We start from the raw sequence: 17,164 nt of genomic DNA, 5'->3' as shown, positions 1-17,164 counted from the left end.
ATCCCAACCGCTCCCCTCATCCTGAGGTGCCGCGAAGCGGCCTCGAAGGATCCTCCCGATCCGCGCGTGTTCTGGAGGATCCTTCGAGGATTCCGCTTCGCTTCAGCACCTCAGGATGAGGGGGGAGAAGTGGGATGACCCGCTGCCTGCCAAAGGCCGTCGTCTCAGTTACTTAAATATGAATTCCGAGGGGCTTGCACAACATCCGCGAGCCTGTCGGCGGTGCATTGCCGGCTCGTCAGGGAACCCGCGCCAGAAGCGCCTCGGCGGCGGCCAGATCTTCCGGCGCGTTGAGGTTGAGGAAGGGATCGACGGGCTCGACCGGCCAGGACGCCACCGCCGCCCCGTGCCGCTCGATGAAGCCGCCGACGCGCCGCTCGCCCGAAGCGAGCCAGCCCCGCAAATCCTCCCGCAGGGCCACCGGCCAGAGCGCGCTGGTGAAGTGGCGCCGCTCGCCCGAGGCCGCGAGCGCGATCGGCTTGCCCTCCGCCGCCGCGACCGCGACGAGACACGCGACGAAATCCTCCGGCAGGAAGGGCGCGTCGCCCGGCACGCTGACGATGTGTGTGAGGCCCGCTTCACCGGCGGCTTCCAATCCGGCGAGGATGCCAGCGAGCGGCCCCGGATGATCCGGCACGGTGTCGGGCAGGACGGGGCCGGAAAACGCTGCGCGGAAGCGGGCCGGATCGCCGTTGGCGCTGAGCGCGAGCCCGCCGGCGCATTGCGGGCCGAGCCGCTCGGCGACCTGTTCCAAGAGGGTGCGTCCGGCAAGCGTGCGCAGAGGCTTGTCGCCCCCGCCCATCCGCCGCGACAGGCCGCCGGCCAGGATCAGGCCCAAAACACCCGGCCCGATACCCGACCCGGGGACCGGAGCGGGACTCACTCGATGACGATCTTCGGCGCCGCGCGGCCGGCTGGCGCGCCGCTGAGGTTGGCCCAGAGTTTCCCGGCAATCTCGCGATAGATCTTGGCCTGCGGCCCGTCCGGATCGGTGGCGACCACGGGGCGGCCGGCATCCGAGGTCTCGCGGATCGCCATGGTGAGCGGGATCTCGCCGAGGAAGGGCACCTCCAGGCGCTCCGCCTCGTGGCGGGCGCCGCCATGGCCGAAGATCGCCGAGGCCGCCCCGCAATTCGGGCAGATGAAGGTCGCCATGTTCTCGATCACGCCGAGAATCGGCACAGAGACCTTGCGGAACATCGTCACGCCGCGGCGCGCATCGATCAGCGCCAGATCCTGCGGCGTCGAGACGATGACGGCGCCCGACAGCGGCGTGGCCTGGGCCATGGTGAGCTGCGCGTCGCCGGTGCCGGGGGGCATGTCCACGATGAGCACGTCGAGTTCGCCCCAGGCCACGTCGCGCAGCATCTGGGTGATGGCCGACTGCACCATCGGCCCGCGCCAGATCATCGCCGATTCCGGCTCGATCAGCAGGCCGATCGACATGGCCTTCAGGCCATAGGCCTGGAGCGGCTCCAGGGTCTTGCCCTCGATCACCCGCGGCTTGCCGGACAGCCCCAGAAGCTTGGGCACGGAGGGACCGTAGATGTCGGCATCGAGCAGGCCGACCTTGAGGCCCTGCGCGCTCAAAGCCAGGGCGAGGTTGCAGGCGGTGGTCGATTTGCCGACGCCGCCCTTGCCGGAGGCCACCGCCACGATGTGGCGCACGCCCGGCAGCGCGTTGCCCTGGCGCGGCGGGGCGCCGGGACCGCCGGCCGGTTGACGCGGCGCCGCGCCGGGAGCCGGGGCGTTGGGCGCCCGCTCCGAGGTCAGGCTCGCGAGCACGCTCGACACACCGGACAGCGCCAGCACGCGGCCTTCCGCCTCGCGCCGCACCGGCTCGAACCGCTCGGCCTCGCTCGGATCGATCCGGATCGAGAACATCACCCGGTTGCCCGGGTCGATCACCACCTGCGAGAGGCGGCCGGAATCGGGCAGGGTGGTGCCGCCGCGATCGACCGTGACAGTCGAGAGCGCCTTCAGCACGTCGTCGCGCGTGATCGCCAAAACTCAAGCTCCATCGGGCGCCGGGGCGGGCCATCCCGCTTCCGACCATCTAACCACCCTTGCGCCAAACGCCAGCCTTCAAGCCGTGTTCTCAGCGCTGCCGTCCCGGCGGAATGGCGATCAGGTTGCATTCTTCCATCGGCCCGCGCACGACCGAGCCGTCGCCGCGCCGATAGACGCCGCGGCGCAGGTGCCGGCAGCCGACGGGGCCGCGCAGCCGCTTCACCCGCTCGATATGGACGCTGCGGGAGCGCCGGTTGGAGAAGTCGTGGCCGCCGATGCGCACGCCGGAGCCGAAGCGCACCTCCGCGGAGGCCGGCAAAGCGGCGGCGGCGAGCAGCATGGCCAGCAGCGCACCCCTCATCCCCTTCACTCTCCGGCAAAGCTTCGACCGACCCCTGAACCAAGATCGACCTCGCTCGTTGTCGAGGCAATCGCCGGGCAGCGGACCATCGACATGGGTCCTCAGCCTGCCCGGCTCACGCCATTGACGACAGACGGAGTACGGATCTCATGCACCAGGGCAACCATCGCGACCACGAGGGCGCGAAGAAGCTCTTCGAGCTGGTCAAGGACGTCAAGGTCGCAATGCTGACCACCGCCGATCAGGACGGGACGCTCAACAGCCGCCCGATGTGGAACAACGAGATCGACGAGAACGGCGACGTGTGGTTCTTCACCAAGCTGCACAGCCCGAAGACCGCCGAGATCGGCCGCGACAATCAGGTGAACCTCTCCTACTCCGATCCGTCGAGCCAGACCTACGTCTCGATCGCCGGCAAGGCCGAGGTGATCCGCGACCAGAAGCTGATCGACGAGAAGTGGCAGGAGAGCCTCAAGACCTGGTTCCCCAACGGCAAGAACGACCCCGAGGTCGGCCTGATCCGCATCCATCCCGAGCAGGGCGAGTACTGGGACAGCCCGTCCTCCACGATGGTCCACCTCTACGGCTACGTGAAGGCTTCGCTCACCGGCGAGAGCCCGAAGACCGAGACCAAGAAGGTCAACCTCGCCTGATCTTTTTGGGAGCGGGCCTCACGCCCTTACCCATCACGTTCGGCGCCCCTGCCTCCGGTGGGGGCGCCTTTTTTGTCATGACGCCCCGCGCCCGCCGGCGTTGATCGCCGGGGCGATCCGCCCCAAGCTCGGGCGACACTCCCCGAACACGGACGGCCCATGATCGACCTCGCGAAGCGGGTCTACGACCACAACTTCCGCATCGACCCGATCGTGCGCTCGCTGCTCGATACGGATTTCTACAAGCTCCTGATGGCGCAGATGATCTTCCGCCGTCACCGCGATCTGCGCGTCAGCTTCGGAATCCAGAACCGCACCCGGAGCGTGCGGGTCGCCGACGAGATCGACCTCGGGGAATTGCGGGCGCAGCTCGACCACGCCCGCACGATCCGCCTGAGCCGCGGTGAATCGACCTGGCTTCGCGGCAACACTTTCTACGGCAAGCGTCAGATCCTCTCCTCCGAGTTCATGGCCTGGCTCGAAGCGTTTCGCCTGCCGGACTACGAGCTGGAGGTGCGCGACGGACAGGTGGCGCTGACCTTCCACGGCCCCTGGGTCGAGACCACGATGTGGGAGGTGCCGGCTCTCGCGATCCTCAACGAGATGCGCTCCCGCGCGGTGCTGCGGGGCCTCGGCAAGTTCGAGCTGCAGGTGCTCTACGCCCGCGCCATGACCCGCGTCTGGGAGAAGATCGAGCGCCTGAAGCGCCTGCCCGACCTCTCCATCGCCGATTTCGGCACGCGCCGCCGCCACGGCTTCCTGTGGCAGGATTGGTGCGTGCAGGCGATGAGCGAGGGCCTCGGCGAACGCGCCTTCCTCGGCACCTCGAACTGCCTGATCGCCATGCGCCGAGAGGTCGAGGCGGTGGGCACCAACGCCCACGAACTGCCGATGGTCTACGCCGCGCTCGCCGGAGACGACGATGAGGCGCTGGCAGCCGCGCCCTACGCGGTGCTGGCCGACTGGCAGCAGGACTATGCCGGCAACCTGCTGGTGGCCTTGCCTGACACCTACGGCACCACCGGCTTTCTCGCGAAGGCGCCGGACTGGCTCACGGCCTGGACCGGCATCCGCATCGATTCGAAGGAGCCGATCGCGGGCGGCGAGGAGGCGCTCGCCTTCTGGGAGTCGCGAGGCTGCGACCCGCGCGAAAAGCTGGCGATCTTCTCCGACGGGCTCGATATCGACGACATCGAGGCGATCCACGCCCATTTCCACGGCCGCATGCGCATCGGCTACGGCTGGGGCACGCGGCTGACCAACGATTTCCGCGGCCTCGTGCCGGAAGGGCGGCTCGATCCGATCTCGGTGGTGTGCAAGGTCACCGAAGCCGAAGGCCGCCCGACGGTGAAGATCTCCGACAATCCGAGCAAGGCGCAGGGGCCGGCAGCCGAGGTGGAGCGCTACAAGCGGGTGTTCGGGGTCGAGGAGCAGGCCGCAATGGCGGTGGCGGTGTGAGAGCAGAAGCATGAGCGTCGCCCGCATCGATCTCAACGCCGATCTCGGCGAGGGTTTCGGGCCCTGGCGCATGGGCGACGACGCCGCGCTGCTCGACATCGTCACCTCGGCCAACGTCGCCTGCGGCTTCCATGCGGGCGACCCTGACATCATGGTCGAGACGGTGATTGCGGCGAAGGCGCGAGGCGTGGCGATCGGCGCCCATCCCGGCTTCCATGATCTGCGCGGCTTCGGCCGAAACCGGATCCAGGAGAGTCCCGCAAGAATCGAGCGCGACATCGCCTATCAGATCGGTGCGCTCCAGGCCTGCGCCGCCCTGGCCGGCGCCCGCGTCACCCACGTCAAGGCGCACGGGGCGCTCGCCAACCTCTCGAACGAGGATGCGGCGATCGCCGAAGCGCTGGCCCGTGCCGTGGCCGGTGTCGATCCCGATCTCGCCCTGGTCGTGATGCCGGGGCTTCCCGCCGAGCGGGCCGGCGAGCGCATCGGCCTGCGCCTCGTGCGGGAAATCTACGCCGACCGCGCCTATGCCGAGGACGGCACGCTCGCCCCCCGCGCCTCGCCCGGTGCGGTGATCCACGATGCGAGTGAGGCCGCCGCGCGCGTCGCCCGCATGGTCGGGGAGGGCGCCGTGTTCACGCTCGGCGGGCGGCGCGTTCCGGTCGCGATCGACACGGTCTGCGTCCACGGCGACAACCCGGAGGCGCTCGCCATGGCACGCGCGGTCCGGGCCGAGCTTGAGCGGGCGGGCTTTAGCCTGCGCCCCTTCGCCGAACCCTCTGCGACGTCCTGAGGGACGAATCCGTTACGGCGACGTTTCAGGGATCGAATTCAGCCCGCTCACGGTTTCTTGAGCTCAGGTGCCTCCGGGCGCTGGTCCATGCGCTGGCCCGTGACGACGATCGCCCGGATAGACGGCGGCTCGTCGTGCGGAGCGCGCGCGGACCCTTGTGAGCGAGACCGAGGCCCGCATCGCGACGCGATCCGTCGGGCCTTCGGATGAAGCGTGGCGTGAGAGGAAGCCCGGCCTGACATGAAGCGTATATCCACCGGTGAGGGCTTCATCGTGCCGCCGCGCCCGGCGCGTGTTTCCGCGGCCGAGACGCCGAAAGGTCCGCTCGCCTCCTCCCTCGTCGTGTTTGCCATCATCGTGGCGGGCCTCTTCTTCGCGCGCGAGGTGCTGATCCCCATCGCGATCGCGGTGCTGCTGTCTTTCGTGCTCGGCCCGCTGGTGAACTTCCTGCGCCGGCTGAAGCTGGGGCGGGCCTTCGCGGTGCTGGTCTCGGTGCTGCTCGCCGCCGGGATCATCGCTGCGGTGACCACCGTCATCGGCGTGCAGGTCGCCGAACTCGCGCAGGACGTGCCGCGCTACCAGCGCACCGTCGAGCGCAAGATCGAGGGGCTGCGGGCCGGCACGCTCGGCCAGACGATGGACTACATCGCCAACATCAACCGGGCGATCCACCAGAGCGGCGAGGAGAGCAAGGAATCGGCCGAGAAGGCCAAGCAGCAGGCCGCCCGCGACAGTAACCGCAAGGCCGAGCCGGAGCCGCCGAAGCCGCTCCTGGTCCAGGTGGAGGAGCGCCGCCCGGGCCCGCTCGAACTCGCCACCACCGTGCTGGCGCCGGTGGCGCAGCCGCTTGCCACCGCCGGCATCGTCTTCGTCGTGCTCCTGTTCATCCTGATGCAGCGGGAGGATCTGCGCGACCGCCTGATCCGGCTCGCCGGTTCGAGCGACCTCCACCGCACGACCGTGGCGATGGACGACGCGGCCCGGCGGCTCTCGCGCTACTTCCTGGGCCAGCTCGCCCTCAACTCCGCCTTCGGCGTCGTCATCGGCGTCGGGCTCTGGATCATCGGCGTGCCGAGCCCCGTGCTGTGGGGCATCTTCGCCCTCGTTATGCGCTTCGTGCCCTATATCGGCGCCTTCCTCTCGGCGGTCCTGCCGATCGCGCTCGCGGCGGCGGTCGATCCGGGCTGGAGCATGGTGCTGTCGACCTTCCTGCTCTTCGCCCTCGTCGAGCCCATCGTCGGGCAGATCATCGAGCCGCTGGTCTACGGACACTCGACGGGCGTCTCGCCGTTCTCGGTGCTGGTCTCGGCCCTGTTCTGGACCTGGCTCTGGGGACCGGTGGGCCTCCTGCTCTCGACGCCGCTCACCGTCTGCCTCGTCGTGCTCGGGCGCCACGTCGATCGGCTCGAATTCCTCGACGTGCTGTTCAGCAACCGCCCGGCGCTGACGCCGATCGAGAACTTCTACCAGCGCATGCTCGCCGACGACCCGGAGGAGGCGCAGGAACATGCCGACCTGATCCTGCGCGAATGCTCGCTCTCGGCCTATTACGACGACGTCGTGCTGAAGGGTCTCGAACTCGCCTCCCGCGACGCCGCCCGCGGCGTGCTGACGCCGAGCCAGAAGGACGAGATCCGCGCCTCGATCACGGCTTTGGTGGAGGATCTGGAGGACCGCGAGGATGCCGTGCCCGATCCGGCCTCCAAACCCACCCGCCTCTTCGACGGGGCCGGCGCTGCTGGCGACGGGGAGAGCGCCTGCAAGAACGAGCCGATCCCCGACCCCGACGAGTTGCCCGCCGCGTGGCAGGCCGACGGTGCGGTGCTTCTCGTCTCCGGCCGCGGCTTCCTCGACGGGGCGGCGACCGCCATTGCCGACCAGCTCCTGCGCAAGCGCGGCTTCGGCACCCGGCAGGTGCCCTTCGCCGAGGTCGCCCGGGTGCGCATCGCCGAGTGGCAGCCGGGTCCGGCTCAAGCGGTCTGCGTGATCTCGCTGGCGCTGTCCGGCGAGCCGACCCATCTGCGCCGCCTCGTCTCGCGGCTGCGCCAGAAGATCGACACCGTGCCGATCGTCGCCGGGCTGTGGCGCCTCGACGAGCCGATGCTCGCCGACGACGCGGTGCGAGCCAAGATCGGCGCGGACGACCACGTCACCTCCTTGCGCGACCTGATCGAGACGATCCTCGCCCTTGCCCGCAACGAGGGCGGCCCGGACTGGTCCGAGCGGAGCGATGCGGCCACGCCCCCGCGGCAGGCCCTGCCCGAGCCGGCTTGACGGGACGGCTTGAGGGCGGCTTCGTCTCAGCCCGTCAATGGGAGGCTGCCCCTCGATGAGCGTCGTCGATCTCGCCCAGTTCATGGAAGACCTCGCCACCCAGTCCGGAGCGGCAATCCTGCCGTTCTTCCGGGCGCATTTCGGCCTGGACGACAAGTCCCACGGGACGGGCCACGCCTTCGACCCGGTCACTGAGGCGGACCGCGCGGCGGAAGCGGTGATGCGGCGGATGATCAACGACCGGCTGCCGAACCACGGCATCCTCGGCGAGGAATTTGGCTCGGAGCGGGCGGATGCGGAATGCGTCTGGGTGCTCGACCCGATCGACGGCACACGCGCCTTCATCAGCGGCCTGCCGACCTGGGGCACGCTGATCGGGCTGACCCATCACGGCGCGGCGGTGCGTGGCCTGATGCACCAGCCCTATCTCGGCGAGCGCTTCCTCGGCGACGGCAAGACCGCGAGCGTGCGCTCCGCGACGGGCGAACGCCCCCTCCACACCCGCCGCAACGAGGCGCTCGGCAACGCCATCCTCGCCACCACCGACCCGCGCCTGTTCGCGGAAGGGGAGGAGGCCGAGCGCTTCCGGACGATCGAGGGGCAGGCGAAGATGTCCCGCTACGGCACCGACTGCTACGCCTATTGCATGCTCGCCGCCGGCCAGATCGACCTCGTGGTCGAGGCGGGGCTGAAGCCCTACGACATCGTCGCGCTGATCCCCATCGTCGAGGGCGCGGGCGGCGTCGTCACGAGCTGGGACGGCGGCCCGGCCACCGGCGGCGGCCGGATCGTGGCCGCCGGAGACCGCCGGCTGCACGACGCCGCGCTGAAGGTGCTCAACCCTTAGGGCCCCGCCCCAGAGGGAAGGACGCCGCGTTATCATCGCACGACGCGGACGAGCCGCCCCGATCGCAACGGCGAACGGGAACGGCTCGCATTTGTCCTTGTCATGATCCTTGTCATGCCCGCCCATCGCCGAGGACGTCGGTCCGCCCCGGCGATGGGCGACCGGCTCAGGCGAAGATCAGATCCTTCACCTGTCCGGCCAGCGCGGTATCCCACGACCAGTTGGACTGGCCGACCAGATCGCTGGTGCGCAGCACATCCAGCGGAACCGCGCCCTGGCCCTCGGCCACGAGCTTGTCGTTCTTGATCAGGCGCATGTAGCCGGCCTCGTCCACGCTGGCCTGCCACTTCGCCATCTCACCCTCGACGATGGTGTCCGCCGCCGTGATCCGGTGTTTCGTGGCGCCCGTGAGGATCTCGAAGGCCATGTCGTCACCGTTGCCGACCTGACCGAGCCAGATGTTGTTGCTGTCCCGCCCGTTACCGGTATCGAACACGCGCTGATAGTTTCCGTGGGCGAGATCGTCGAAGCGGACTTCGGCGAACATCTTGAAGGCGCCGTCGATCTCCGGGATGCCCTTGAACGGCGTGATCGTCAGGTCGCTCACCTCGCCGACGAGCGGCTTGTCCCATGTCCAGTTGGACTTGCCGACGAACTCGTTGGTCCGCGCGACGTCCTTCGGGACGATGCCCTGTCCCTCGGCCAGGAGTACGCCGTCCTTGAACAGGCGCATCCAACCGGTCTCGTTGACGCTGGTCGTCCAGGTCGCTTCCTGGCCTTCGACGATCGCGCCCTTGGCCACGATGTTGGCGGAGTTGGTGCCGTTCAGGATCATGAACTGCATGTCGCTGGAGGTGCCGATCTGGCCGAGAAAGACGTTCTCGGCGCCAGCACCGTTGCCGATGTCGTAGACGCGCTGCCATGCGCCGGCATCGAGATCATCGAACCGGACCGTCGCACTGGCGGTGAAGGCGCCGTGGATGTCGGGCAGGTCGTCCTTGAAGGTCAGGTCGTAGATGCTGCCCTTCAGCGCGGCGTCCTGCGCCCAGTTGGATTGGCCCACGAGATCCTTCGCGCGCGTCAGGTCGCGGGGCACCCCCCCCTGACCCTCGGCGACGAGTACACCGTCCTTGTACAGCGACATCCATCCGCGCTCGTCGACACCGGCGGTCCAGCGCGCCTCGACGCCCTGGGTGATGCCGTCCCTGGCGGTGATGCTATGCTTGATCGCGCCGTCGAGGATCTCGAAGGCCATGTCCCGGCCGTTGCCGACCTGACCGAGCCAGATGTTGTCGCTGTCCGGACCGTTGCCGGTATCGAAGACGCGCTGGAAATGGCCGCCGGCGAGGTCGTCGAACCGCACCCGCGCGGTGACGCTGAACGCGCCGTCGATCTCGGGGATGTCGGGGCGGTAGGCGTCGTCCGCGGCGGCGTTCAGGGCCATCTCGTAGGGCGCCTTGCCGGCCTGTACGGGCCCGAAGCGCTGTTGCAGATGGGCGAGGAGGCCCGGCATGCCGAGCACGGTGTCGTCGAAGTTCAGCGTCTCGATCGAGGTCAGCGTGTCGATGCTGCCGGAGCCGAGGTGCTTGATGGCGAGTGAGCCGGTGGCGCCGTAGAGCGCGACGTAGTCCTGGCTCCGGCCGGTCAACACGGCCCTGTCGATGCCCTCGCCCCCTTCCAGCGTGTCGCCCCCATTTCCGCCGATAAGCGTATCGTCGCCCGCGCCCCCGTCCAGCGCGTCGTTCCCGTCCCCGCCGATGAGCGTGTCGTTGCCCACGCCGCCGTCCAGCGCGTCGTTCCCGTCCCCGCCGATGAGCGTGTCGTTGCCCACGCCGCCGAAGAGCTTGTCGTCGCCCCAGCCGCCGTCGATCCAGTCGTCACCGCCATAGGCGAAGAAGGTGTCAGCCCGGTTGCCGAGCCACATCTTGTCGGCCCGCTCGGTCGAGATCGGCATCCCCTTGTCCTGAAGCATCGCCAGGTCGAGGTCCGAGATGTAGGACCGCTGGCCCCAGCCGAGATAGGGGTCCATGAGATCCTCGGATCCCCACACATGCGCCCGGGCCCCATCGAGCACGACCGGGCCGCCGAGAACCGTCCGCGTGTTCTCACCATTGAAGAGGAGCAGCCCGTTGGCTCCGACCGTGGCAGGGAATTCGAGGAAGCCCAGCCCGTGGCCGATCTCGTGCTGGAAAATGGTGAAGGCATCGAACCTGTTGCCGGGCGCGGCCGCAACACCTGTCGGATCGTAGAACCAATCGCGGAACGTATGCTCACCGAGCGTGAGGTTGGCGTCCTGCACGCCGCCGTTCGGGTCATACCCCTCGCGGGCCTTCAGGATGGGGGTGTTTTCCCACCATCTCCCGTTCCAGGTCCATTGAGGGCCGCCGTTGGCGAGGGCGCCGCCGACATTGCCGATCCCGATCGCGATATCGAACGTGCTCTCGACTTGGATGTACTTGCCCCAAGCGTCGGCAGCCGCCTGTGCCGTCGCGAGGATCAGACCAGCCTGCCACCCGGCCAACCCCATCGAGTATTCATTGGCCCAGGTGACCGAGATTTTCGCCATATTTTCATCCTCCGAGCCATCCGCGCTGCTTCCGGATCGCTTCGCTGTTCCGCCGCCGTCGGGCAACTCTAAGTCGGCTTGTGACAGGCCGGCTCCGAGGTTGACCAACAAGAAGCTGGATGAATCGCAATCTAGTATGAAGATGCTCCTAAGCGATTGACCTACAAATTCGGATTTTAACTGAATTATTCGCCTATCATCACATGAGAAATCATGTAGATCCCAAATTTATATTTGAATAACCTGATGGCTTGACGGCAATATGGAACAGAGTTCGCTTCGACAGGCTGCGGACCTGGGACGTGCGAGGAGCGAAATAGAAAATCCGAAATCGAACCAGCCGTCGGGCATTACTATGGGATGCAGGGCCGACGCAGTCCGGACATTGAACGCGCCGAGAGGGCGGGCGGCAGATTCCGATCGAGAACGCTTCAGACCTGCGAATCCGACGTGACCGGATCGCATCCCGGCGAACCGGATGACGAGGTCTTTACGCGCGCGCGGCGCAACCGGCGGCCCGGTCGACCTGGTTTCCGCTCGATCGAAGCGGAAACCGATCCACAAGCCCGCGCGGTGCTCCGGGAAAACACGTTTAACGCCAGCGAAGTGCAAACCAGCCTGCATTCGCGCAGGTTGCGACCACGCCGTCGGACGTGGCCGGCCGCCAACGCCGCGGGCGGACGGCGCCCGCGAAGCCCGATCCGCTCAGCCGGCGACGGTGGCGTGAGGAGCGGCTTCGCCGGCGGCCGAATGGACGAGATGGCCGGGAATGAACGCGTCGAAGGCCGCCCAGAAATCGGCGCGGACCGCGTCGCACTCGGTCAGGATCTCGTGGCGGGCGCCCGGCAGCACGATCAGGTGCCCGGTCTTGAGCCGGGCGGCGAAGCGCTCGACCGCCGGCGTGCTGCAGACCGGGTCGGCGCCCGCCGCGACGATCAGGCAGGGCGTGCGGATCCGCCGGATCAGCGCCGGGTCCGCCAGCCGGCGCATCGCCCGGAAGGCGGCGGCGAGCCAGGCGATGGTCGGATCGCCGACCGCACCGGCCCCGACCGCGCGGGCGGCCTCGGCGTTGCGGGCGTAGCGCACCGGATCGGTCGAGAGGCGGTTGCCGGCGAACGGCTTCGTGGCGATCGAGACGGCCGTGCCGAAGGGGATGTAGCAACGCCCGAGCCCAAGCCGCTGCAGGCCCCGCGCCAGCAGCGAGGCGCCCGCCGGCCAGCGCACCATGCGGATCGCCAGCATCGGGGCGACGGTGACGAGCCGCCGGAACGGCAGCCGGCCCTCCGCCGCGAGTGTCAGCGCCACCGCCCCGCCCATGGAATGAGCGAGCCCGAAATGCGGTTCGGGCATCATCGGCACGAGCACGGTCTCGGTGATCGCCTTCAGGTCGAGGCGGTAATCATCGAAGTGGCGGACATGGCCCTTGTGGGCGTCGCGGACCTGACGGCCGGAATCGCCCTGGCCGCGCCAGTCGAAGGCGACCACGCAGAAGCCGCGGGCACGCAGGTCGCTGATCGTCTCGAAATACTTCTCGATGAACTCGGCCCGGCCCTGAAGCAGGCAGACCGTGCCCTTCACGCCCCGCGTCGTCGGCTGCCACGTCGCGGCCCGCAAGGAGACGCCGTCGGCGGTCTCGACCGGCACGAGGCGGGCGCCGGGCGGCACCGGATTACCGGGGGTGGGACGCAGGGTCAGCACGATGGGCGCGCCTCGAAAAAATTTTTGCTCAAGCTCACGCGAAATCCCCGCAAACAGACCCTTGCACGGTTTTTGGAGCCCACCAATATCATCGATGCGCCGGCCGAGACGGCGGCGCGACGGTCCGGCCCACGGGCGGACCCGAATACATCGAGCATGTTGCTTCTTCTGGAGGATATGTGATGCGTCAGTTCGATCTTGCCCCCTGTACCGTTCCACCGTCGGTTTCGACCGCCTGTTCTCGGCCCTCGACGGTTTCGTGAGCACCGAGGCGGCACCGACCTATCCGCCCTACAACATCGAGCGCACCGGTGAGAACGTCTACCGCGTCACCGTCGCGGTCGCCGGCTTTACCGAGGCCGACCTGTCGATCGAGGTGAAGGAGAACGCCCTCACCATCAAGGGTGAGCGCAAGCCTGCCGAGGGCAAGTCCGCCGAGGTTCTCTACCAGGGCATCGCCGCCCGCGCCTTCGAGCGCCGCTTCCAGCTCGCCGACCACGTTCAGGTGACCGGCGCCGTACTCGAGAACGGCCTCCTCCATGTCGATCTCGTCCGCGAGGTCCCGGAGGCGAAGAAGCCGCGCCGCATTGAGATCGCCAGCCGGCCGTCGAGCCAGCCGGTGATCGAGGGCTCGGTCCAGCAGGCCGCGTAACCGTTCAGCCGCAAGGCTGACCCCGCAGGGGAGCGCCCCGGCCGTCGAGGCCGGGGCGTTTTCACATCTCTGGGTCAGAAATCCCCGAACCGGTCGCCGGGACCGGGCTCGTAGCAGGTGTACCCGACGAAGCAGCCGGGATTGTCGCGGGTCGTCACAAAGGCACGCCGACCGATCTCGGTCGCCTCGCAGAACGAGCGGTCGCGCACGAACCGGTCGAAGGTCGGCCCGCCGGTGCCGAGCACCGCCGCGCCCTGCTGCGTGACCACGGCGCGGGCCTGGGCGCAGGTGAGGTTCGTGGTGGAGGGGCGCTGCGCCAGAGCAGGCCCGATGCCGGCGAGCAGAGCTACGCAAACCAGGGCGCATCGCATCGAAGAGGTCCGGCGAGAGGAAATCCGATTCCTCAACCGTGCCCGTCACGGATGTATCCCGTCGAGCTCCGGCAGCAGCACCACGCTTTCCTGCTCGTTCGGATCGGTGCGGGCGATGAGCGCCGTGCAGGGCTCGGTCGGGCTCGGATTGTAGGGCAGGTGCGGCATGCCGGCCGGAATGTAGAAGTACTCGCCGGGCCGCAGCTCGGTGTGGTGCTCCAGCCGCTCGCCCCACCATGTGCAGGAGGTGCCGGCGAGCGCGTAGATCGCGGTCTCGTGGCCCTCGTGCTTATGGGCCTTGGCACGCGCTCCGGGTGGGATCGTCACCATTTGCAGGTGAAGGCCCGTCGCCCCCGCCGATTCCGCCGAGATGCCGGGCGCGTAGGACAATCCTTGCTTGCCGATGAAGGCCTTGCCGGGCCGCACCACCCGGCAGAGCGCCGCGCCCGTGCCGGTCATGGCGCTACATGTCCCCGAACGCGAACTGCCCCTGGGGGGCGGCCGGCCGCTTTGCCGCGCGCGGCGTCTCCTTGCGAACCGAGGGCTTCGGACGGGGTTTGGGGTCGGCGCGCATCCGTGCCTTCGCCTTGTCGCGCGCCACCGCCTCGGGGGCGTGGGGATCGTCGTCGAGCCACTTGCCGCGCTTGATCACCTCGTTGACCCGGCCCTGGTTCACCCCGACCTTGAAGGCGATCTCCTGCTGCGTCATGCCGGTGGAGGCGTGCAGTTCCAGGATCGCGCGGGCGAGATCGGGCGTCATCTTCTGGCCGGTGAGGCGCCGGGCCGGGCGGATGGTGCGGGTCTGGCGGTCACGCTCGCGCAGGCGCTCCAGTAGGGCGAGCGCCATGTGCATGCCGTGCTCGCGCAGAGCCTCCTCGAATTCCTTCAGCGTCGCCATGGCCGGCTCCTCGTCCGGGAACGGACGTTCTCGCGGAGAGAACGCTCCGCCCATGCCCCAGGTTGCGGATCAGGAGACGCGCGCATGAGCAACGGGGCAAGCGGACGGACGCTCTCGTCCACCACAAAACGTCAGGTCCGACCCGATGCCGCACCGGGCCGGCATGTTGGCAGAGCGTGAGCCGGTCGGTTACACCGCGCACCATCCAATCGTGCGGGAAATGCCAGCCATGATCAGCCCCGTCCTTCCCGTCTCCCGCGCCGAGGCGGTGCCGGGCGCGCCCGGCCTTGTCGAGGCGCTGGAAAGCGGCTCGGTCCTCGTCTTCCGCGACCTCGACTTCCCCTTCGACGCCTTCGAGCAGCGTTTCGTCGAGCGCCCCTTCGCCGACGGCAAGGCCAAGAACGTCGCGATCCGCAACGAGACGGCCGAACTGCGAGGCGGAGCCGGCAGCGCGGAGGAGCAGGCGCGCCTGCGCGACCTCCTGGTGCGCTACCGCCGCTTCGCGGAAAATCTGATCGACACCTATCTCCCGGCCTACCGCGAAAAGGTCTCGCTCGCGGGCACCTCCTACCGGCCGTTCGACGTCGACAAGCGCAAGCTGAGCTGGCGGCGCGACGACACGCGCATGCATGTCGATGCCTTCCCCTCCAACCCGATCGGCGAGCGGCGCATCCTGCGCATCTTCCGCAACATCAACGCCGAGGGGCAGCCGCGGCTGTGGCGGGTCGGCGAGGATTTCGGCTCGATGGCCGAGAAATTCCTGCCGAAGCTCCCGGGCTATTCCGGCCTCTCGGCGAGCGTGCTGGCCGCGCTCAAGATCACCAAGGCCAAGCGCTCGGAATACGATCACCTGATGCTGCACCTCCACGACGCCCTGAAGCGCGACCTGGATTATCAGGCCAACGCGCCCCAGGCGGATGTGCGCTTCCAGCCCGGCGAGACCTGGGTGACCTTCTCCGACCTCGTGATGCACGGCGCCATGGGCGGGCGCTACATGCTGGAGCAGACCGCCTACATCGCGGTCGCCGACCAAGCCGACCCCGAGAAGAGCCCGCAGCGGATCCTGGCAAAGAAGCTCGGGCGGCCGCTGAAGCATTGAGGGGTCACGCGGGCTCCCCCGACCCTTCCGTGAATTCGCGCCACAGCAGGATCAAAGCGGCCATCACCGCCGGGCCGACGAACAGTCCGAGCAGGCCGAAGGTCTCGACGCCGCCGAGGATGCCAAGCAGCACCCACAAGAAGGGCAGGCGGGTGGTGCCGCCGATCAGCGCCGGGCGCACGAAATGGTCGGCGACGAAGGTGACGACGAAGCCCGCCGCCACCACGATCGCGGCGGGGACGACCGCCCCGCCCGCCAGCAGCAGCACGGCGGCGAGGCCGAAAGCCAGCGGCGCACCGAAGGGGATCATCGCGGCCACCGCAGTGAGCGCTCCGAACAGCACCGGGTGCGGCACGCCGGCAAAGGCGTAGACGATCCCAAGCAGGAAGCCCTCGCCGATCCCGACGAGAACGAGCCCGTCCACCGTGCCATGGACGGAGGCCACCATCTGGCGCGCCACCCGCTCGCCGCGCGGCCCGAACAGGCGATGGCTCGCCCGCAGCGACTGCGCGATCACCGTATCGCCCTCGCGAAACAGGAAGAACAGCGCCAGCAGGCAGAACCCGAACAGCACCGCCCGGTGCACCAAACCCGCCCCGAGGCTGCGGGTGAGGTCCCGGTTCGAGGTCGTGTTGAGCCGCTCGCTCAGTTCGTGCGCCAGTCCCGCATGGGCGAGGTGGGCGTTCCACCAATCGGTGACGGCGGCAGCCCCATAGGGCAGGCGGGCGACGAAATCCGGCACAGGGATGCCGTTGCGCTCGGCCTCGCGGGCATAGGCCAGGAGGTCGTGCGCCTCGCGGCCCGCCTCGACCGCCAGCACGGCGATGGGCAGTAGCAGAACCAGAGCGACGAGGCCGGTGAAGACGGCAGGCCACAGGATGTTGTGCCGCCCCGGCGGGAAGCGGCGGTGCGCGCGGACGAAGAGCGGCCAGAGGGCGATGGCGAGCACCACCGCCCACACCAGCGCCCTCAGGAAGCCGGACAGGATGTAGAGGCCGAGCGCCAGCAGCGCCGCGACGAGGAGAGCGCGCAGCACCCTCTGGCTGCGGGCGAGCTCAGGTTCCGTCCGATCCGTGCCGCCCATCGCCGCCTCACTCCGTTCCGCCGATGTGTCGGCGCGAGCGACCTATGGCGGGCACAGCGGCAATCCAGAGGCGGCTTCAGGCCGCGGCACGGTCACGCCCCGGGCCTTGGCGCGACAGAGGGAGCGGTCGGCCCTCTCGATGGCGGCGGAAACGTCCGTCTCGCCCGGCTCGACCACGGCGATGCCGAGGCTGATGGTCCAGGCCGGAAGGTCGTCCACACGAGCGACCGCGCAATGTATTTCTTCGGCGAGCCAGCGCGCCTCGGCCGGGCTTCGTTCGGATACGAGCAGCACGAACTCGTCGCCGCAAAGTCGGATGAGGCAGGCCTCCGAGCCCATGTTCACGATGCCGGGCGGCATCTTATCTGCTCCCACCGAGACTGGTTGCCTCGCCTTGTCC

At 68.7% G+C, this 17,164-nt stretch carries 16 protein-coding genes and 1 pseudogene; 7 read left to right on the top strand and 10 right to left on the bottom strand.

Features of this window, described 5'->3' with window-relative positions; all coding sequences use genetic code 11:
• Positions 1-238 precede the first annotated feature (238 nt).
• The 3 genes from mobA to MSPGM_RS23660 all read right to left on the bottom strand — a co-directional run bounded on the left by mobA (position 239) and on the right by MSPGM_RS23660 (position 2,371).
• On the bottom strand, positions 239-883 hold the full coding sequence (gene mobA / locus MSPGM_RS23670; RefSeq protein WP_003604671.1) for a molybdenum cofactor guanylyltransferase MobA: 645 nt from the start codon (positions 881-883) through the stop codon (positions 239-241).
• A complete protein-coding gene (locus MSPGM_RS23665; RefSeq protein ID WP_015857573.1) occupies positions 880-2,007 on the bottom strand; it encodes an Mrp/NBP35 family ATP-binding protein in 1,128 nt (375 codons plus the stop codon). Before MSPGM_RS23665 ends, mobA begins: the two co-directional genes overlap by 4 nt.
• A 91-nt stretch (positions 2,008-2,098) precedes the next feature.
• Positions 2,099-2,371, bottom strand: a complete 273-nt coding sequence (locus MSPGM_RS23660; protein ID WP_003604410.1) for a hypothetical protein — start codon at positions 2,369-2,371, stop codon at positions 2,099-2,101.
• Positions 2,372-2,520: 149 nt separating this feature from the next.
• Here MSPGM_RS23660 and MSPGM_RS23655 point away from each other — a divergent pair, with 149 nt between their 5' ends.
• The 5 genes from MSPGM_RS23655 to hisN all read left to right on the top strand — a co-directional run bounded on the left by MSPGM_RS23655 (position 2,521) and on the right by hisN (position 8,396).
• On the top strand, positions 2,521-3,024 hold the full coding sequence (locus MSPGM_RS23655) for a pyridoxamine 5'-phosphate oxidase family protein (protein WP_003604409.1): 504 nt from the start codon (positions 2,521-2,523) through the stop codon (positions 3,022-3,024).
• Between the two features lie 159 nt (positions 3,025-3,183).
• On the top strand, positions 3,184-4,482 hold the full coding sequence (locus MSPGM_RS23650; RefSeq protein ID WP_003604408.1) for a nicotinate phosphoribosyltransferase: 1,299 nt from the start codon (positions 3,184-3,186) through the stop codon (positions 4,480-4,482).
• 10 nt (positions 4,483-4,492) lie between these two features.
• A complete protein-coding gene (locus MSPGM_RS23645) occupies positions 4,493-5,275 on the top strand; it encodes a LamB/YcsF family protein (protein ID WP_003604407.1) in 783 nt (260 codons plus the stop codon).
• 240 nt (positions 5,276-5,515) lie between these two features.
• Positions 5,516-7,549 carry an AI-2E family transporter gene (locus MSPGM_RS23640; protein WP_003604406.1) on the top strand — a complete coding sequence of 678 codons (2,034 nt, stop codon included), beginning with the start codon at positions 5,516-5,518 and terminating at the stop codon, positions 7,547-7,549.
• Positions 7,550-7,604: 55 nt separating this feature from the next.
• Positions 7,605-8,396, top strand: a complete 792-nt coding sequence (gene hisN, locus MSPGM_RS23635; RefSeq protein ID WP_003604405.1) for a histidinol-phosphatase — start codon at positions 7,605-7,607, stop codon at positions 8,394-8,396.
• Between the two features lie 166 nt (positions 8,397-8,562).
• On the opposite strand, the gene MSPGM_RS25435 is transcribed toward hisN, so the two are convergent.
• Together MSPGM_RS25435 and MSPGM_RS23625 are read right to left on the bottom strand one after the other, a co-directional pair.
• A complete protein-coding gene (locus tag MSPGM_RS25435) occupies positions 8,563-10,962 on the bottom strand; it encodes a hypothetical protein (protein WP_003604404.1) in 2,400 nt (799 codons plus the stop codon).
• 705 nt (positions 10,963-11,667) lie between these two features.
• Entirely contained in the window at positions 11,668-12,660 is a 993-nt protein-coding gene (locus MSPGM_RS23625) for an alpha/beta fold hydrolase (protein WP_015857570.1), read from the bottom strand.
• Positions 12,661-12,842: 182 nt separating this feature from the next.
• Here MSPGM_RS23625 and MSPGM_RS23620 point away from each other — a divergent pair.
• A pseudogene (locus MSPGM_RS23620) lies at positions 12,843-13,312 on the top strand (Hsp20 family protein).
• A 74-nt stretch (positions 13,313-13,386) separates the two neighbouring features.
• Here MSPGM_RS23620 and MSPGM_RS23615 read toward each other — a convergent pair.
• Genes MSPGM_RS23615 through MSPGM_RS23605 form a run of 3 tightly spaced genes read right to left on the bottom strand, consistent with a single transcriptional unit; the run spans position 13,387 to position 14,581 of the window.
• The gene (locus MSPGM_RS23615; protein WP_003601879.1) at positions 13,387-13,683 is read right to left on the bottom strand and encodes a hypothetical protein; all 297 of its coding nucleotides are present in this window, start codon (positions 13,681-13,683) and stop codon (positions 13,387-13,389) included.
• A 45-nt stretch (positions 13,684-13,728) separates the two neighbouring features.
• Positions 13,729-14,142 (bottom strand): cupin domain-containing protein, encoded by a 414-nt coding sequence (locus MSPGM_RS23610; protein ID WP_003601880.1) that lies wholly within the window; start codon positions 14,140-14,142, stop codon positions 13,729-13,731.
• Positions 14,143-14,146: 4 nt separating this feature from the next.
• Complete coding sequence (locus tag MSPGM_RS23605; RefSeq protein ID WP_003601881.1) at positions 14,147-14,581, bottom strand: DNA-directed RNA polymerase sigma-70 factor; 435 nt, start codon at positions 14,579-14,581, stop codon at positions 14,147-14,149.
• Between the two features lie 229 nt (positions 14,582-14,810).
• On the opposite strand from MSPGM_RS23605, the gene MSPGM_RS23600 reads away from it, so the two are divergent.
• Positions 14,811-15,680: a Kdo hydroxylase family protein gene (locus tag MSPGM_RS23600; RefSeq protein WP_015857569.1), complete on the top strand. Its 870-nt coding sequence runs from the start codon at positions 14,811-14,813 to the stop codon at positions 15,678-15,680.
• Between the two features lie 4 nt (positions 15,681-15,684).
• Here the strand turns inward: MSPGM_RS23600 and MSPGM_RS23595 are convergent, their stop codons facing one another.
• Entirely contained in the window at positions 15,685-16,764 is a 1,080-nt protein-coding gene (locus tag MSPGM_RS23595) for an AI-2E family transporter (RefSeq protein WP_003601883.1), read from the bottom strand.
• A gap of 42 nt (positions 16,765-16,806) precedes the next feature.
• Positions 16,807-17,124 carry a diguanylate cyclase domain-containing protein gene (locus MSPGM_RS23590; RefSeq protein WP_003601884.1) on the bottom strand — a complete coding sequence of 106 codons (318 nt, stop codon included), beginning with the start codon at positions 17,122-17,124 and terminating at the stop codon, positions 16,807-16,809.
• Positions 17,125-17,164: the final 40 nt, after the last annotated feature.

Origin of the sequence: Methylorubrum sp. GM97 (assembly GCF_024347855.1) — a bacterium.
Lineage (GTDB): Bacteria > Pseudomonadota > Alphaproteobacteria > Rhizobiales > Beijerinckiaceae > Methylobacterium > Methylobacterium extorquens.
Note: the sequence above shows the minus strand (reverse complement) of the source record. Positions and strands in the feature narration are given on the sequence as shown.

Excerpts from the sequence above, each read along its gene's own strand:
- MSPGM_RS23660 (WP_003604410.1), bottom strand. The coding sequence starts at position 2,371 with ATGAGGGGTGCGCTGCTGGCCATGCTGCTCGCCGCCGCCGCTTTGCCG.
- MSPGM_RS23655 (WP_003604409.1), top strand. The coding sequence starts at position 2,521 with ATGCACCAGGGCAACCATCGCGACCACGAGGGCGCGAAGAAGCTCTTC.
- MSPGM_RS23650 (WP_003604408.1), top strand. The coding sequence starts at position 3,184 with ATGATCGACCTCGCGAAGCGGGTCTACGACCACAACTTCCGCATCGAC.
- MSPGM_RS23645 (WP_003604407.1), top strand. The coding sequence starts at position 4,493 with ATGAGCGTCGCCCGCATCGATCTCAACGCCGATCTCGGCGAGGGTTTC.
- MSPGM_RS23640 (WP_003604406.1), top strand. The coding sequence starts at position 5,516 with ATGAAGCGTATATCCACCGGTGAGGGCTTCATCGTGCCGCCGCGCCCG.
- hisN (WP_003604405.1), top strand. The coding sequence starts at position 7,605 with ATGAGCGTCGTCGATCTCGCCCAGTTCATGGAAGACCTCGCCACCCAG.
- MSPGM_RS25435 (WP_003604404.1), bottom strand. The coding sequence starts at position 10,962 with ATGGCGAAAATCTCGGTCACCTGGGCCAATGAATACTCGATGGGGTTG.
- MSPGM_RS23615 (WP_003601879.1), bottom strand. The coding sequence starts at position 13,683 with ATGCGATGCGCCCTGGTTTGCGTAGCTCTGCTCGCCGGCATCGGGCCT.
- MSPGM_RS23610 (WP_003601880.1), bottom strand. The coding sequence starts at position 14,142 with ATGACCGGCACGGGCGCGGCGCTCTGCCGGGTGGTGCGGCCCGGCAAG.
- MSPGM_RS23605 (WP_003601881.1), bottom strand. The coding sequence starts at position 14,581 with ATGGCGACGCTGAAGGAATTCGAGGAGGCTCTGCGCGAGCACGGCATG.
- MSPGM_RS23600 (WP_015857569.1), top strand. The coding sequence starts at position 14,811 with ATGATCAGCCCCGTCCTTCCCGTCTCCCGCGCCGAGGCGGTGCCGGGC.
- MSPGM_RS23595 (WP_003601883.1), bottom strand. The coding sequence starts at position 16,764 with ATGGGCGGCACGGATCGGACGGAACCTGAGCTCGCCCGCAGCCAGAGG.
- MSPGM_RS23590 (WP_003601884.1), bottom strand. The coding sequence starts at position 17,124 with ATGCCGCCCGGCATCGTGAACATGGGCTCGGAGGCCTGCCTCATCCGA.